This is a genomic window from Pseudomonas sp. (assembly GCF_050739935.1).
Classification (GTDB): Bacteria; Pseudomonadota; Gammaproteobacteria; order Pseudomonadales; family Pseudomonadaceae; genus Aquipseudomonas.
Genome location: NZ_JBOICF010000097.1, coordinates 1 through 13,199, shown reverse-complemented (window position 1 = coordinate 13,199; position 13,199 = coordinate 1). Strand labels below are relative to the sequence as shown.

Below are 13,199 nucleotides of genomic sequence, written 5' to 3'. Positions count from 1 at the left end.
GGATCGGTGCGTCAGGACCCGATCAACGCCATCGCCCGCGCCAGGTCGGTTTGATTGAACGGCTTGGGCAATCGAGGCAAGCCTGACGTGGCGAGGGACGGGGCATCAGTGAAGCCTGAGGAGATGATGATCGGCAGCGCCGGGCGCAGGCGTGAAATCTGCTCTGCCAGCTCCGAGCCGGACATGGTCGGCATGACGTAATCGGTAATGACCAGATCGAAATCGTTGTGTTCACGAATCAAGGCCAGGGCTTCAACGCCGTCACAGGCAGCCTGCACCCGATGCCCAAGATCCTCGATCATGGCCCGGGTGCTGAGCAGCACGAGCGGATCATCGTCGACGAACAGGACCTTGAGCTGTCTTGGCTTGACGAGCGCGGCAACACCCGTTTCATCGCCTGATGTCGGGCGTTCGGTGACCACCGTCGAAATCGGCAACCACAGCTCTGCAGTGGTCCCATGGCCCGGTTCACTCTTTAAAACCAGCTTGCCGCCCGACTGCTCCGCGAGACCGTGAATCATCGACAAGCCCAACCCTGTGCCCTTGCCCAGCCCTTTGGTAGTAAAGAACGGCTCCATTGCGCGCTGCAGGGTGGCTTCGTCCATGCCGGTGCCTGTATCGGCGACGGAGATGCAAATGAAGCTCTCTGGTTCCGGGGACGGGTTTGAACGCACAAACAACGCTTCCCTGGCCGAAACCACGATGTTACCGCCGTCCGGCATGGCATCGCGCGCATTGATCATTAGGTTCATGATCGCCATTTCCAGCTGCCCGGCGTCGACGAACACCTGACGCAGTATCAACGGGAACCGGGTTTCCACGGTGATATTGGGACCCAGCGAGCTTCCCAGCAGTTCGGACATGCCTCTAATCAATACGCCGACATCCACCGGTTTCGGGTCCAACTGCTGACGTCGGGCGAAGGCCAGCATACGCTGGGTCAACGAAGAGCCACGATGAGCCGCGGCGATGGCATTATCCAGAAGTGAAACCGTTTTCGCGTCGCCTTCCATGCGCTTTTTAACAATACCCAGGCTGCCGAGAATGACCGTTAACAGGTTGTTGAAGTCGTGGGCAATGCCACCGGTGAGCTGACCAATGGATTCCATTTTCTGCGATTGGTACAGCGCTTCCCTCGCCTCCTTCAGCGCCGCCTGGGCCTGGATAGAATCGGTGACGTCACGGGTGATCTTGGCGAAGCCGATGATGCCGCCCGCGTTGTCACGAATCGAGTCGATGACCACGTGTACCAAAAACCGCGATCCGTCCTTGCGCACCCGCCAGCCCTGCCCTTCGAAGCGCCCCTCTCTGTCAGCTATGTCCAGCGCCCGCTGTGGCATCCCGGCCTCGGCGTCGGCGGGTTCGAAAAACAGCGAAAAATGCTTGCCGATGACTTCATCGGGCGCATAGCCCTTGATCCGCTGGGCGCCGGCGTTCCAGGTGGTGATGATGCCTGCAGGATCCAGCATGTACAGCGCGTAGTCGGTAACCCCCTGAACCAACAGGCTGAACTGTTGCTCGCTGCGCTGAAGCGCTTCCTGCGCCAGACGACGCTCGGTCAGGTCTCGGGTGACTTTGGCGAAGCCTATCAGCGTGCCGTCGCTGCCGTGAATGGGGTCGATGACCACTTGCGCCCACAATCGCGTGCCGTCCTTCCTGACTCGCCAGCCCTCGCCTTCGAAACGCCCGGAGGTCGCGGCAATGTGCAGCGCTCGGGCGGGCAATCCGGCCTGGCGGTCTTCCTCGGTATAGAACAGCGAAAAGGATCGGCCGAGGATCTCCGCTTCCTCGTATTGCTTGATCCGCCGGGCACCGGAATTCCAACTACAAACGATGCCAGCGGTGTCGAGCATGTAGATCGCATAGTCAAAAACCGCGTCGACCAGCAACCGATAACGGTCTTCCTGGGAGAGCAATCCTGATGAGGGTTCGGGTTGTTGCATGATTGCCTCGGGCCGATAGGTGCGTATACGCATTATGAAGCGGTCAGGACCACAGGCTGCGCCGGCCGCCGGCCTTCATGTTTTGTCGGGCTTGAGCAACGATTTGACCGTCGACACCACCGCGTGGATGTCGAAGGGCTTGGCAAACACGTGCACGAACAGATCCCCCCGTGCCATGCCCAGATGCGCCTGGGCCCCACTCATCAACATGACCGGAACCTCATGCAGCGACTTGTGCGCCCGGACGGCCTCGGCGAACTCGATGCCGGTCATTCCCGGCATCATGTAATCGGTGATGATCAACTGCGGTTTTTCCCGTTCGAGGATGCTCAAGGCTTTCTGACCGCTGCCTGCTGTGACAGTCAGATAACCTTCGTCCTCAAGCGCGAAGCTCAGGATGTCAGCGATCAAATACTCATCGTCGACAATCAATATCGTGGTCATAACGCCCTCGGTCCGCTCGACCATCCAGGAGCGAGATCGCGATCGCGACCATTACGCGTGGTTGGTATCGCCAGGGGCATGGAAATGAACCTTTTTCACGTCAAGACCCTGATCACCGAAGACAACTTCCAGTAATGCCGGATCGTAGGGGTTGTCCCTTACTTTAAGAATGGACAGCTGGCGTTTAAGTTCAGCCGGTTCCACAACGAAACGCAGCACCAGAAGGTTGTCGACGATGCCCGACAGATCGGGGGCGGGAGCGTCCAGTTCGCCACCCAGCAAGCTGCGCACTTCCCAGGACGCCACGACGGTGACATTGCGCGCGCGCAACTCGCTCATCAGCGCGGTGTAGAGGTCCAGCATGCGTGTTTTATCGGCCGCTGCACGGGCCATGCCGCCCAGGCTGTCGAGGAACACGCGCTTGATGGACTTCTCTTCGACGACCCGCAACAGATTCAAAGCCAGCTTGTCGATCAGCTCCGTGGTATTCGAATTCCACATGATCGACAGCGCACCGGATTGTTCCAGCCCGGCCAGATCGACCCCCAGCGCCGCCGCTTTCATGCGCAGACGTTGCGGCGACTCATAAAAGCCGAAGTGCAGCCCGGGTTCCTCGACGGTCGATTGACCGAGGAAGTTGATGCCGATCGAGGTTTTGCCAGCGCCCGATGGCCCCATCAGCAACGTGACCGAAGACGCCACCAACCCGCCACCGATCAGTGGGTCCAACGTCGCAAGTCCGCTCGGGATCAGCGCACACTGATCGCTGTCACGCATCGCCGAGTGGGTAACCGTACTTTCCAGGCGCGGATAGACCACCAGGCCGTTTTCGGTGATTTCGCACTCGTGGGAACCGGGAATCGCGCCGCTGCCGCGGGTCTTGCGCATCTTGATCCGGCGAATGGACTTGCTACCGACCAGCTCTTCGCCCAGTTCGATGACACCATCGACCATGGTGTGTTCGGGGCTGCCGTCGTCCAGTTGCGAACTGGTCAGGAAGAACACCGTACAACCGGCGAACGCCGCATGACCCTGCAACTCGGAAATGAAACGCTTGGTGTTCAGCGGGGAATCCGCTCTGGAGCGGGCGTTGAGCAGCCCATCGAGGATCATCACTGTGGACTTCTGCCGAACGATCTCGCGACGCAGCAGCTTGACCACTTCATCCAGACCGTCGTTTTCCATGGTATCGAAGGCACTGACGAACTGAATCTGATCGTCGACCTTGTCCTTGTCGAAGAAGCTCAGCGTCGACAGGAACTGAAACAGGCGTTCATGGGGTTCGGCCAATAACGTGGCGAACAGTACGCGCCCTCCATCACAGGCGTGATTGAAGCCGATCTGATTCGCCAGAATGGTTTTGCCCGAGCCGGGGCGGCCCTGAATAATGTAAGAAGACCCGGCGACGAAGCCGCCCTTCAGCAGCTCATCCAGTCCTTGAATTCCGCTCTGAAGACGTCTTAGGTGGTTCAAAGTGCTTCCTCCGCCAGTGGTCGTCAGCGGTGCGAATGATGCGCACGACGAAAAGCAGCATTCTTCCGCTTTTGGCGCCACTTTCCAAGAACAATCATCATTGGTGGCGAACACTTACGGCACAACCGTGAAGCGGTATCAGGGACGCGGCGTCTGCGCGGACTCCGGCAGCTCTTCGACGCAGCCGTCGGTTTCCGCCTTTGACTGCTCGCTGCGACGCTCCGGGTCATCCGGTTTGATCGGCGCTGACAGCGGGTACTCGGGCGTCTCGTCTGGCAGGTTGGCTTGATCCTGATCGGCTGCGGGTTTTTTTGTACTCATGGTCACTGGCTCTCGTGATGAATGCAGTGCTTGGAGTACGCCGAGCGTGGGACGTGCGTTTTTTTGGATCAGCGCGGGGCAACCACGGTCTGCGGCCGGCAATAAAAGTCCCGAATTCCCCGATCCCGCGTTCGCCCCAAGGACCTGGCAACACGGCTTGCCGACATTGGCGACCGGGACCTCGGCTGCCTGACAGGTCGAACTGCAACATCGCAAGAACGACATTCAGACCGACAAATGCCCCGGCGCCTCCAGCACAACGCTAAAACAGCAACCGGCTGGCTCTCGGCTGCTTAACGTCACGCTCCAGTGCTGGTTGGCGCAGATGCGCTGGACCAGTGACAACCCCAGCCCCAAGCCCTCTCCGCGCTGTTCGTCGCCACGCACGAACGGCTGGAACATCGCCTGCTGCTTCTCCAGCGGAATGCCGATGCCGGTGTCCTCGACGCTGAAACCATGACGGTTCAGGCTCAGACGGATGAAACCCTGGTCGGTGTAGTGCCAGGCGTTGCGCAGCAGGTTACCCATGACCGAGCGCAGCAAGGCAGTGTTGTACAGACCTTTTGCGTCAGCGCAGGGTTCGAAGATGAATGTCAGGCCCTTCTCTTCGATCGACGGCCCCCAGACCTCGATCAACTCCTCGGCAATTTGCAGCAGGCCGGTGCACTGGCCTGATGAGGCATTCTTGCCTTCGGTCCGCGCCAGCAATAGAAAAGTCTCGACCAGTTGATTCATACCCGCCGTCGCCTTGCTGATGCGCTGCACCTGGGTGCGCGAACGATCGTCCAGACGCGGATACTCCAGTAGCAACTCGCAGGACGTGGCCAGCACCATCAGCGGAGTACGCAACTCATGGCTGACGTCGCTGGTAAAGAGCTTTTCCCGGCCCAACGCCGCACGCAGGCGCCCTAGGGTCTCATCGAAGGAACGCGCCAGCGTACCTACTTCGTCCCGGGCGTAATCGTCGGCCAGCACCGGCGCCAATTCGAGCAACTGGTCGCGATGCCGGACCTGGCCCGCCAGACGTGATACCGGTGCCATGACTCGAGACGCCAGAAGCCGGCCAAGCAAAATGGCCAGCAGCACGCTGAGGATGAACCCGATCAGCACTACCCCGAACAGAATCCGCTCGCGCTTCTCGAACTTGCGTTGGTCGCGCAGCAGCACGTAGCGCCGATCGCCGACCGTCTCGACAATCGCGTAATAGGCTTTCTTGCCACGAAAAAACTCCTGGAAGCCTGGTTTCAGATCTTTCAGGTCATCGGCCATCCCCACATCACCAATGCCGTCATCGGCGTAGAACAGTTCATCCTTCTCCGGCCGATGGCGCCAGTCCTCGACACGGTCCTGGGTGAGTTGACGATGCAGGTTGCCCCCCAGACTGATGATGGTGAGCCGTGTTTCGACGATGTGCACGGTGGCGATGATGCCTACCGCGAAAACACCGGCCACCAGCGTGCTCATCAAGGCGAAGACAATCACAATCCGTTGCTTCAGGCTGTGTTTGATATCCATGGGGTTCCGTGGGTGAACGATACTCAAGTCAAGGGGCTTTGCGCCGCCGAAACCGATTATCCGGATGCCATGTCATGGTTTTGTCAAAGCCGTGATGACGTCGGGTATAAATTCATCGAAATGCGGTTTCGCTAGCCCTTGAGCGGGCGCATCACCAGCATTACCAGGGCGCATGCTGCCATCAACACGCAAGTGGCGATGAACACCACGGGCATGCCGAAATGCCCACCCAGATAGCCCCCGGTCAAGGGCCCGAGCACCTGGCCGACGTACTGGCTGGACGTCGAATAGCCCAACATGCGTCCGGCCACAATGTCCGGCACCGAGTGGCGAATGATCGCCGCGATACAGGGCAACAAGCCGCCCAAGGCGATGCCCATCAGAAACCGCAGCGCCACCAATTGCCATTCGTTGGTCACGAAGGCTTGAGGAACCAGCGTGATGGCCGCTGTAATGAGACAGCCCATCACTACCTTCCAGTGCCCGATGCGGTCCGCCAGTCTGCCGATACGCGACGCCGACAGCACGCTGGCCAGGGCCGTGGCCGACATGACCATGCCGGCCATCATTGTCACGTTGGTCGTGTGCAATTGGGTCAGGTATACCGTGATGATCGGTTCGATGGACATGATCGAGAACATTACCAGACAGGCCACGACGAACATGGTGATCACCGGTTTTTTGTCCGGGATCACATCCCAGGGCCGAACGGCAACGGGCTTGGGCTCCCCCGCCGCGCGCTTGGGACGCGGCGCTTCCTTCATCAGGAACAGCGTGGCAAGAAAGGTCAGGAAGATCACCCCGCCCGCCAGAAAGAAGGTATTGCGAATGCCGATCAGCGGTGGCAACAGCCCGCCGATCAACGGCCCCGTGAGATTGCCGGCCATGATGCCCGAGGACAGCATGCCCAGCGCCCAGCCGGAACGCTCCTTGGGCGTTTGAGTCGCGACCAGGATCGTCGCGCCGGATGCATAACCGCCCAGCAATCCGGCCAACAGACGCAGCCCCACCAATTGGTAGATGTTCTCTGCAAGGCCGATCAACGACATCGCAATCGCCATACCCAGGCTTGCACGGATCAGCATCAGCTTGCGCCCGTAACGATCGCCAAGCCGACCCCATAATGGCGCGGTGAATGCGGCCGAGAGAAATGTCGCACCGAACGCCACGCCGGACCACTGCACGATCGCTGCCGGATCACTGACACCCAGGTGCTCGACATAAAGCGGCAGAAACGGCAGCAGCAAGGTCATGGCGATGATGGTGGTGAAAGCGCCGAAGACGCAGACCGTGAGGTTGCGCTTCCAGTGTTCCTCAGCGGCGGCGGGACGTTGCGGCTCGCTCATCTCGATTCCGTTTCTCGGGGTTTATCCACACACGGTAGAGGGTTGAACTCCATAAATAAAATTCATGTTTTTCATACGTCGGATTCCAGCCAGGAATGCCGCGTCTTATTACCACTCGGTCGATATTGCGCGTACCGGCCAGATCAGGATCGTTAGAGGTTTTTTTTCAGGACACGTGAAACGCTCAGCAACGGGCGTTTGCAAGCCGTAGTCGAGGTGGTTGCACGGCTCGATGAACGCCCCCGAATCCATCGCTATCTGTCATCGTCTGCAAATGCGGTTAGAGTAGGCACGCTGGCTCCGCAGTCCGACGCGCATGTCGCCTGTGGAGCGCTTTCCATTCAATAGCCTGAAGGAAGTCCCGCGTGAACCCACCGTCTCACCCAGCGAGCATTGCCGAACTGATCGTCCACGCCATGAAAAACGATCGGAAAGTCACCGAAATCCATCCCGAACATGTGCCTGCCGATGCGGCCAGCGCCTATGCCTTGCAGCGGGAAATCCTGCGTCTGCGCGACGCCACCGTCGGCGGTTGGAAGGTCGGCTCGAAATCCACCAGCGGCGGCCCGATCAATGGCGCTCCGCTACCCATAGAAGGACTGTTTGCCATTGGCAGTCAGGTGAAAATCGGCGCTTACCCTCAACCGATTCTGGAACTGGAAATCGCCTTTCGCCTTAACCGCGACTTCGCCCCGCGCGACGAGGCCTATTCCGATGAAGAAGTGCTGAGCAGCATCGGTCTCATGGGCACGACCATCGAAATAGTGTCGAGCCGTTTTGCCGCTTGGCCGAAGATCGAGCCACTGTTGGCGCTCGGTGATCTGCTCAACCACGGCGCACTGATCGTCGGGGAATTTGTGCCTTACGATCCAGGCTTTCCTTTCCTTGAGCCTGCGCTGACCTTCACCTATGCCGGCGAAGACATTGTTCCTGGCGATGGCGCCAACCCGGCGGGCGACCCGCGTCGATTGCTGCCGTGGGTGGTCAATCATCACACTCAGAATGGGCAGAGCGTTACCCCGGATCTGGTGATCACCACAGGCTCCTACACCGGCATGTATCAGACCAAGGGCCCGGGCCTGGCATCGGGCGAGATCCGTGGATTGCCGCCCATTTCGTTCAAGCTGATCTGACGGCGACTGGCCAGCCCGGCATTCGATGCCAGATCGAATGCTCCGGGCAGCGCCGGATCGGCTTAACGCTTTGCCGAACGTCACGTCCGGTGACAGCGAGCCGGCGTGGCGCATCGGATTACGCTTCCGAGGTTCGCTAAGCCCCTCGCGTCCAATATCCCGGCCGGTTGTACACTTCCTTCAAAAAGGCGATGAAAAAGCGCACTTTCGCTGGCAGATAATGTTGCTGCGGATACACGCCCTGGATGTCATAGCTGGGCAGCGCAAAGTCATCCAGCACCGTCAACAGCGCCCCGCTTTCGATCTCGTTCTGGATTTCCCAAGTCGAACGCCAGCACAACCCCAGGCCACGCTTGGCCCAGTCGTAAAGCAGCTCGCCATCGTTGCAATAGAGATTACCCGCCACCTTGATCGCCACCGGTTTGCCGTCGCGCTGGAAGGTCCAGCCACGATGCTGCCCGCCCTGCAGGTTGAACGACAGGCAATTGTGTTCGGCCAATTCTTCGAGTGTTTGCGGCAACCCGTGCTCGGCGAAGTAGTGCGGCGAACCGCAGACCACGCGTTTGTTGGCGTATAGCTTGATGGCGACGTAGTTGGGATCGAGCACCTCGCCAATCCGGATGCTCATGTCATAGCCCTCCCGGACCAGATCGACCACGTTGTCGGTCAGGTTGAACGACAACTGCAGATCGGGAAAGCGCGCTTGAAACTCCGGTGCGTGAGGCGCCACATGCTGGCGACCGAAACCGGCCGGCGCCGACACCACGAGATGCCCGCGCACGCTGCTTTCATTTTCGCTGATGCTGGCGTCCAGTTCCTCGAACGACTGCAGAACCAGCTTGGCATTGTCCAGATACGACTCGCCGGCGTCGGTCAGGGTCAGTCCGCGGGTCGAGCGGTGAATCAGCTTCACCCCCAGCCTGTCCTCTAGCGCGCTCAAACGCCGTCCCATGATTACCGGCGTGACACCTTCCACCAACGCCGCCGCGGCGAAACTGCCATGGGTCGCGACCAGCACGTAGCTGCGCACCTCTGTGTAACGGTCCATTCGATACTCCTGATACCGACAGAACTGCCAAAAGCAGGCATTCACAAATACTTCAATTCAAATCACTTTAGTTACGTACAAAAACTATCGAGTTCAGGAGACTAACAAATGACCATCATGAGAGCCATCGAAGCCGCCGTTCTGGTGATGCGTCGCGAAGGAGTCGATACCGCCTTCGGTATCCCCGGCGCTGCCATCAATCCGCTGTACGCCGCATTCAAGAAACTCGGCGGCATCGATCACGTGCTGGCACGCCACGTCGAAGGCGCGTCGCACATGGCCGAGGGTTATACCCGTGCCATCGCTGGCAACATCGGCGTGTGCATCGGCACCTCCGGACCTGCCGGCACCGATATGATCACTGGTCTGTACTCGGCCTCCGCTGACTCGATTCCGATCCTGTGCATCACCGGACAAGCGCCACGTGCCCGCATGCACAAGGAAGATTTCCAGGCGGTCGACATCGCGGCCATCGCCGCCCCCGTCGCCAAATGGGCCACTACCGTCATGGAACCGGGCCAAGTGCCTTATGTGTTTCAGAAAGCCTTCCAGCTGATGCGCAGCGGTCGCCCTGGCCCGGTGCTGATCGACCTGCCATTCGACGTGCAAATGGCCGAGATCGAATTCGACATCGACGCCTACGAACCGCTGCCGGTGACCAAACCCCAGGCCAGCCGCAACCAGGTCGAAAAAGCCCTGGCGATGCTCAACGCCTCCGAGCGCCCATTGATCGTCGCCGGTGGCGGCATTATCAACGCCGATGCGTCTGACGCGCTGGTGGAATTCGCCGAGCTGACCGGCATCCCGGTGATCCCGACCCTGATGGGCTGGGGCACCATTCCCGACGATCATCCGCAGATGGCCGGCATGGTCGGCCTGCAGACCTCCCACCGTTACGGCAACGCGACGATGCTGGAATCGGACATGGTGCTGGGCATCGGCAACCGCTGGGCCAACCGCCATACCGGCACGGTCTCGGTGTACAGCGAGGGTCGCAAGTTCATCCACGTCGATATCGAACCGACCCAGATTGGCCGGGTGTTGACGCCGGACCTGGGCATCGTTTCGGATGCCGGCGCGGCGCTGTCGATGTTCCTTGAAGTCGCTCGCGAGTGGCACACGGCAGGCAAGCTGAAAGATCGCAGCCAGTGGCTCGCCAGTTGCCAGGATCGCAAACGCACCATGCAGCGCAAGACCCACTACGACAACGTGCCGGTCAAGCCGCAGCGCGTATACGAAGAGATGAACCGGTACTTCGGCAAGGACACTTGCTACGTCAGCACCATCGGTCTTTCGCAAATTGCCGGCGCGCAGTTCCTGCACGTGTACAAACCTCGCCACTGGATCAACTGCGGCCAGGCAGGCCCGCTGGGCTGGACCATTCCCGCGGCATTGGGCGTGGCCAAGGCTGACCCGAGCCGCAAGGTGGTCGCGCTGTCAGGTGACTACGACTTCCAGTTCATGATCGAGGAACTGGCAGTGGGCGCGCAGTTCAAGCTGCCGTACATCCATGTGGTGGTGAACAACTCGTACCTGGGGCTGATTCGTCAGGCGCAGCGCAATTTCGATATCGATTACTGCGTGCAACTGGCGTTCGACAACATCAACGCCCCGGAACTGGAAGGCTATGGCGTAGACCACATTGCCGTCGCTGAAGGTTTGGGTTGCAAGGCCATCAGGGTAAGTGATCCGGCGCACATCCAGGCCGCACTCGCCGAGGCCACCAGCCTGATGCAGCAGTACAGCGTTCCGGTGGTGGTCGAAGTGATTCTCGAGCGCGTCACCAACATCGCCATGGGTACCGAGATCAACGCAATCAACGAATTCGAATCGCTGGCCGAAAGCCGCGCCGACGCCCCTACCGCCATCAGCCTGCTGGACTGATCGGCGTCCACAGAACGACGAGAGAAAGGAGCACGCCATGCCACGCCTTTGCGCCAACCTGTCCATGCTGTTCACCGAGCTGGACTTTCTGCAACGCTTCGAAGCTGCTGCCAACGCCGGGTTCAGCGGGGTCGAATATTTGTTTCCGTATGATTTCAGTTCAGCGCAGATCAAGGCCGAACTGGACGCCAACGGGCTGACCCAAGTGCTGTTCAACCTGCCCGCTGGCGATTGGGCCAAGGGCGAACGCGGGATTGCCTGCCACCCGGACCGGGTCGAGGAATTCTACGCCGGGGTCGACTTGGCCATCGCCTATGCCAAAGTGCTGGGCAACACTCAGGTCAACTGTCTGGCCGGAATCAAGCCGCAGGGCTTCGATGATGCGCTGATCGAGAAAACCTTCGTCGACAACCTCAAATATGCCGCCGACAAGCTGCAGGCGCAGGGTATTGATCTAGTCATGGAGATGATCAACACCCTGGACATTCCGGGCTTCTATCTGAACACCACGGCCCAGGCCCTGGCGATCCGCGAGAAAGTCGGCAGCCGCAACCTGTCGCTGCAGTACGACATCTATCACATGCAGATCATGGAAGGCGATCTGGCCCGGACCATGGAAAAGAACCTGCCGGTGATTCGCCACGTGCAGTTGGCGGACAACCCTGGGCGGCATGAACCGGGTACTGGCGAAATCAATTACGGCTTCCTGTTCGGGCATTTGGACAAACTGGGCTATCGGGGTTGGATCGGCTGTGAGTACAAGCCGCTGACTACGACCGAGGCGGGGCTTGGTTGGTTGAAGACCCACAACCTGATTTGAAATCCGATCCTGTTTCTGCCCGAAGGGCGTAGGAACAAGCTGCTGGCGATCTGCTGGGAACCGGCGGAAAACCCGGAGTGCGCGGCCTACCTGATACGGCGGGGTCGCCTGGTTTTGCTGCCGCTCCGCGCCAGATCGCTGGCAAGACAAGCGCCTACGACCTCCGGCCAGAATCAAAAGCATATCGAGGCGACGGTCGAATCAACGCCTGCCTCCCCTAGACAAAAAAGAGGAACATTTCATGGCTAATATCGGATTCATCGGCACCGGCATCATGGGCCTGCCAATGGCAGAAAACCTGCAAAAAGCAGGTCACCAGCTGTTCCTGTCCCAACACTTTTCCGCGCCTCCCGCTTCGCTGGTCGAAGGCGGCGCGACCGTGTTGGGCAATCCTCGCGAAGTGGCTCAGGAAGCGGAATTCATCATTGTCATGCTGCCTGACACCCCTCAGGTGAATGAAGTGCTCTTCGGCGAGAACGGCCTGAGCGAAGGCACTGGCGCGGGCAAGGTGGTGATCGACATGAGCTCGATCTCCCCTTCCGCCACTAAAACTTTTGCCGAGAAAATCAATGCGACCGGCGCGCAATACCTCGATGCGCCGGTTTCTGGCGGTGAAGTCGGCGCCAAGGCCGCGACCCTGAGCATCATGGTCGGCGGCAATCAAGGCACGTTCGACCGTGCCCTGCCTCTGTTTCAGACCATGGGCAAGAACATCACCCTGGTCGGCGGCAACGGCGACGGACAGACCGCCAAGGTCGCCAACCAGATCATCGTCGCTCTGAACATTCAGGCAGTGGCGGAGGCTTTGCTCTTCGCCTCGAAAAACGGCGCGGACCCGGCCAAAGTGCGTGAGGCGCTGATGGGTGGGTTTGCTTCTTCGAAAATCCTCGAAGTCCACGGCGAGCGCATGATCAAGGGCACATTCAACCCAGGCTTCCGCATCGCCCTGCACCAGAAGGACCTCAACCTGGCCCTCGAAGGCGCACGCGAACTGAGCCTCAACCTGCCCAACACCGCCAATGCCCAACAGGTGTTCAGCACCTGCGCTGCACTGGGCGGTAGCGGATGGGATCATTCAGGACTGATCAAGGGCCTGGAACACATGGCGAACTTCTCGATTCGGGGCGATCACAAGCCTGAGTGATGCAGGGGGACAGGCATTACTTCTGCAAAGGAGTCGTGCCCTGCGCAACATCCCGGCATTCCGCGAACCTGTAGAACCCGGCTTGCTGGCGAATGCGGCGGGTCAGCTAGACATGCATTGTCTGACAC

General features: G+C 59.7%; 11 protein-coding genes. 4 read left to right on the top strand and 7 right to left on the bottom strand.

All coding sequences use genetic code 11. The features are described 5' to 3' along the window. Nucleotides 1-11 precede the first annotated feature (11 nt). The 6 genes from ACRER8_RS19145 to ACRER8_RS19120 form a co-directional block, all read right to left on the bottom strand. Complete coding sequence (locus tag ACRER8_RS19145) at nt 12-1,943, bottom strand: PAS domain S-box protein (protein WP_431747777.1); 1,932 nt, start codon at nt 1,941-1,943, stop codon at nt 12-14. A gap of 75 nt (nt 1,944-2,018) precedes the next feature. Continuing rightward, on the bottom strand, nt 2,019-2,387 hold the full coding sequence (locus tag ACRER8_RS19140; protein ID WP_431747776.1) for a response regulator: 369 nt from the start codon (nt 2,385-2,387) through the stop codon (nt 2,019-2,021). A gap of 51 nt (nt 2,388-2,438) precedes the next feature. Next, entirely contained in the window at nt 2,439-3,860 is a 1,422-nt protein-coding gene (locus tag ACRER8_RS19135) for an ATPase domain-containing protein (protein ID WP_431747775.1), read from the bottom strand. Nucleotides 3,861-3,998: 138 nt separating this feature from the next. Further along, nucleotides 3,999-4,181 (bottom strand): hypothetical protein, encoded by a 183-nt coding sequence (locus ACRER8_RS19130; protein ID WP_431747774.1) that lies wholly within the window; start codon nt 4,179-4,181, stop codon nt 3,999-4,001. A gap of 225 nt (nt 4,182-4,406) precedes the next feature. Further along, nucleotides 4,407-5,696, bottom strand: coding sequence for a sensor histidine kinase (locus ACRER8_RS19125; RefSeq protein WP_431747773.1), 1,290 nt, complete (start codon nt 5,694-5,696; stop codon nt 4,407-4,409). A gap of 131 nt (nt 5,697-5,827) precedes the next feature. Next, a complete protein-coding gene (locus ACRER8_RS19120; protein ID WP_431747772.1) occupies nt 5,828-7,042 on the bottom strand; it encodes an MFS transporter in 1,215 nt (404 codons plus the stop codon). Between the two features lie 365 nt (nt 7,043-7,407). Between ACRER8_RS19120 and ACRER8_RS19115 the strand changes: the two genes are divergently transcribed. Beyond that, entirely contained in the window at nt 7,408-8,175 is a 768-nt protein-coding gene (locus ACRER8_RS19115) for a 2-keto-4-pentenoate hydratase (protein ID WP_431747771.1), read from the top strand. A 136-nt stretch (nt 8,176-8,311) separates the two neighbouring features. Here ACRER8_RS19115 and ACRER8_RS19110 read toward each other — a convergent pair whose 3' ends face one another. Further along, nucleotides 8,312-9,223: a LysR family transcriptional regulator gene (locus ACRER8_RS19110; RefSeq protein WP_431747770.1), complete on the bottom strand. Its 912-nt coding sequence runs from the start codon at nt 9,221-9,223 to the stop codon at nt 8,312-8,314. Nucleotides 9,224-9,331: 108 nt separating this feature from the next. Here ACRER8_RS19110 and gcl point away from each other — a divergent pair, with 108 nt between their 5' ends. The 3 genes from gcl to ACRER8_RS19095 all read left to right on the top strand — a co-directional run bounded on the left by gcl (nt 9,332) and on the right by ACRER8_RS19095 (nt 13,071). Continuing rightward, a complete protein-coding gene (gene gcl, locus ACRER8_RS19105; RefSeq protein WP_431747769.1) occupies nt 9,332-11,107 on the top strand; it encodes a glyoxylate carboligase in 1,776 nt (591 codons plus the stop codon). A 37-nt stretch (nt 11,108-11,144) separates the two neighbouring features. After that, nucleotides 11,145-11,927: a hydroxypyruvate isomerase gene (gene hyi / locus ACRER8_RS19100; protein ID WP_431747768.1), complete on the top strand. Its 783-nt coding sequence runs from the start codon at nt 11,145-11,147 to the stop codon at nt 11,925-11,927. A gap of 241 nt (nt 11,928-12,168) precedes the next feature. After that, nucleotides 12,169-13,071, top strand: a complete 903-nt coding sequence (locus ACRER8_RS19095; protein WP_431747767.1) for a 2-hydroxy-3-oxopropionate reductase — start codon at nt 12,169-12,171, stop codon at nt 13,069-13,071. Nucleotides 13,072-13,199: the final 128 nt, after the last annotated feature.

Bases quoted from the DNA above. Each gene is read 5' to 3' on its own strand.
- ACRER8_RS19095 (WP_431747767.1), top strand. From the start codon at position 12,169: ATGGCTAATATCGGATTCATCGGCACCGGCATCATGGGCCTGCCAATG.
- ACRER8_RS19110 (WP_431747770.1), bottom strand. From the start codon at position 9,223: ATGGACCGTTACACAGAGGTGCGCAGCTACGTGCTGGTCGCGACCCAT.
- hyi (WP_431747768.1), top strand. From the start codon at position 11,145: ATGCCACGCCTTTGCGCCAACCTGTCCATGCTGTTCACCGAGCTGGAC.
- gcl (WP_431747769.1), top strand. From the start codon at position 9,332: ATGACCATCATGAGAGCCATCGAAGCCGCCGTTCTGGTGATGCGTCGC.
- ACRER8_RS19145 (WP_431747777.1), bottom strand. From the start codon at position 1,943: ATGCAACAACCCGAACCCTCATCAGGATTGCTCTCCCAGGAAGACCGT.
- ACRER8_RS19130 (WP_431747774.1), bottom strand. From the start codon at position 4,181: ATGAGTACAAAAAAACCCGCAGCCGATCAGGATCAAGCCAACCTGCCA.
- ACRER8_RS19140 (WP_431747776.1), bottom strand. From the start codon at position 2,387: ATGACCACGATATTGATTGTCGACGATGAGTATTTGATCGCTGACATC.
- ACRER8_RS19125 (WP_431747773.1), bottom strand. From the start codon at position 5,696: ATGGATATCAAACACAGCCTGAAGCAACGGATTGTGATTGTCTTCGCC.
- ACRER8_RS19120 (WP_431747772.1), bottom strand. From the start codon at position 7,042: ATGAGCGAGCCGCAACGTCCCGCCGCCGCTGAGGAACACTGGAAGCGC.